Below are 2,695 nucleotides of genomic sequence, written 5' to 3' on the forward strand. Positions count from 1 at the left end.
GTGATGGCGTGCCTTTTGAAGAATGAGCCTGCGAGTTGTGGCATGTCGCGAGGTTAACCCGTGTGGGGTAGCCGTAGCGAAAGCGAGTCTGAATAGGGCGTTTGAGTGGCATGTTGCAGACCCGAAGCGGAGTGATCTACCCATGGCCAGGGTGAAGCGCCGGTAAGACGGTGTGGAGGCCCGAACCCACTTAGGTTGAAAACTGAGGGGATGAGCTGTGGGTAGGGGTGAAAGGCCAATCAAACTCCGTGATAGCTGGTTCTCCCCGAAATGCATTTAGGTGCAGCGTTGCGTGTTTCTTCCCGGAGGTAGAGCACTGGATGGTCTAGGGGGCCGACAAGCTTACCGAAATCAACCAAACTCCGAATGCCGGTGAAGTGAAGCGTGGCAGTGAGACTGTGGGGGATAAGCTTCATAGTCGAGAGGGAAACAGCCCAGACCACCAGCTAAGGCCCCTAAGCGTGCGCTAAGTGGGAAAGGATGTGGGATCGCTTAGACAACCAGGAGGTTGGCTTAGAAGCAGCCACCCTTGAAAGAGTGCGTAATAGCTCACTGGTCAAGTGGTTCCGCGCCGACAATGTAGCGGGGCTCAAGCGTACCGCCGAAGCTGTGGCATGCAAACATTACATCCGCCAGTTTACTGGTGCAGTGGTTTGTGTGGGTAGGGGAGCGTCGTGCATCCAGAGAAGCCGCGGGGTGACCTAGTGGTGGAGGGTGTTCGAGTGAGAATGCAGGCATGAGTAGCGAAAGCAGAGTGAGAAACTCTGCCGCCGAATGACCAAGGGTTCCTGGGCCAGGTTATTCCGCCCAGGGTGAGCCGGGACCTAAGGCGAGGCCGACAGGCGTAGTCGATGGACAACGGGTTGATATTCCCGTGCCCGTGCGAGCGCGACAATGGCGAACCTTTTGATACTAACCACCTGGACACCGTTGAGTGGCCTTCGGGTTGTTCTTCGATTGTTCGGCTGGGACCTGATTTGGTAGTAGTCAAGCGATGGGGTGACGCAGGAGGGTAGCTCCGCCAGTGAGTGGTTGTACTGGTGTAAGCCTGTAGCCCGACATCTAGGTAAATCCGGGTGTCGTGAAGGGTGAGAGGTGATGCGTAGCCGATTGAGGCGAAGTAGAGTGATCCCATGCTGTCGAGAAAAGCCTCTAGCGAGTTCTTGCGCGGCCCGTACCCTAAACCGACACAGGTGGTCAGGTAGAGAATACCAAGGCGATCGAGCGAACTATGGTTAAGGAACTCGGCAAAATACCTCCGTAACTTCGGGAGAAGGAGGGCCGCTGGCTTTGAAGCTCCTTGCGGGCTAGGGGTTGGCGGTCGCAGAGACCAGGCCCAAGCGACTGTTTACTAAAAACACAGGTCCGTGCGAAGTCGCAAGACGATGTATACGGACTGACGCCTGCCCGGTGCTGGAACGTTAAGAGGACCTGTTAGTCCCTTTGGGGGCGAAGCGGAGAATTTAAGCGCCAGTAAACGGCGGTGGTAACTATAACCATCCTAAGGTAGCGAAATTCCTTGTCGGGTAAGTTCCGACCTGCACGAATGGCGTAACGACTTGGGCGCTGTCTCGACCATAGACTCGGCGAAATTGCACTACGAGTAAAGATGCTCGTTACGCGCGGCAGGACGGAAAGACCCCGGGACCTTTACTATAGCTTGGTATTGGTGCTCGGTTCGGATTGTGTAGGATAGGTGGGAGACTGTGAAGCTGCGACGCTAGTTGTGGTGGAGTCATCGTTGAAATACCACTCTGTTCGAATTGGGTGTCTAACTTCGGACCATGATCTGGTTCAGGGACAGTGCCTGGTGGGTAGTTTAACTGGGGCGGTTGCCTCCCAAAATGTAACGGAGGCGCCCAAAGGTTCCCTCAGCCTGGTTGGCAATCAGGTTTCGAGTGTAAGTGCACAAGGGAGCTTGACTGTGAGACAGACATGTCGAGCAGGGACGAAAGTCGGGACTAGTGATCCGGCACCACCTTGTGGAAGGGGTGTCGCTCAACGGATAAAAGGTACCCCGGGGATAACAGGCTGATCTTGCCCAAGAGTCCATATCGACGGCATGGTTTGGCACCTCGATGTCGGCTCGTCGCATCCTGGGGCTGGAGTAGGTCCCAAGGGTTGGGCTGTTCGCCCATTAAAGCGGCACGCGAGCTGGGTTTAGAACGTCGTGAGACAGTTCGGTCCCTATCCGCCGCGCGCGTAGGAGAATTGAGGAAGGCTGTCCCTAGTACGAGAGGACCGGGACGGACGAACCTCTGGTGTGCCAGTTGTCCCGCCAGGGGCATGGCTGGTTGGCTACGTTCGGAAGGGATAACCGCTGAAGGCATCTAAGCGGGAAGCTCGTTCCAAGATGAGTTCTCCCACCACCTTTGCGTGGTTAAGGCCCCCCACAGACTATGGGGTTGATAGGCCAGAGATGGAAGCCCTGTGAGGGGTGGAGTTGACTGGTACTAATAGGCCGAGGGCTTCACCTCAACATTTTGTTCGCATCCACTGTGTGACCCTGAGCAAACAACCCGTGTGGTTGGGTGTTCAAGTAGGGTTTTATATTTGAATATTGTTGTCGGTGGTTTTAGCGTTGGGGAAACGCCCGGTCCCATTCCGAACCCGGAAGCTAAGCCCTTCAGCGCCGATGGTACTGCACTCGGTAGGGTGTGGGAGAGTAGGACACCGCCGACATACAAACCCCATA

2 rRNA genes are annotated in these 2,695 nt (G+C 55.8%); both read left to right on the top strand.

The features are described from left to right. A 23S ribosomal RNA gene (locus G406_RS0123525) occupies positions 1-2,477 on the top strand; the annotation flags it as partial. Positions 2,478-2,565: 88 nt separating this feature from the next. Continuing rightward, a 5S ribosomal RNA gene (rrf, locus tag G406_RS0123530) occupies positions 2,566-2,682 on the top strand. Positions 2,683-2,695 lie beyond the last annotated feature (13 nt).

Origin of the sequence: Actinospineispora spinosispora DSM 44797 (assembly GCF_000429025.1) — a bacterium.
Classification (GTDB): Bacteria; Actinomycetota; Actinomycetes; order Mycobacteriales; family Pseudonocardiaceae; genus Pseudonocardia; species Pseudonocardia spinosispora.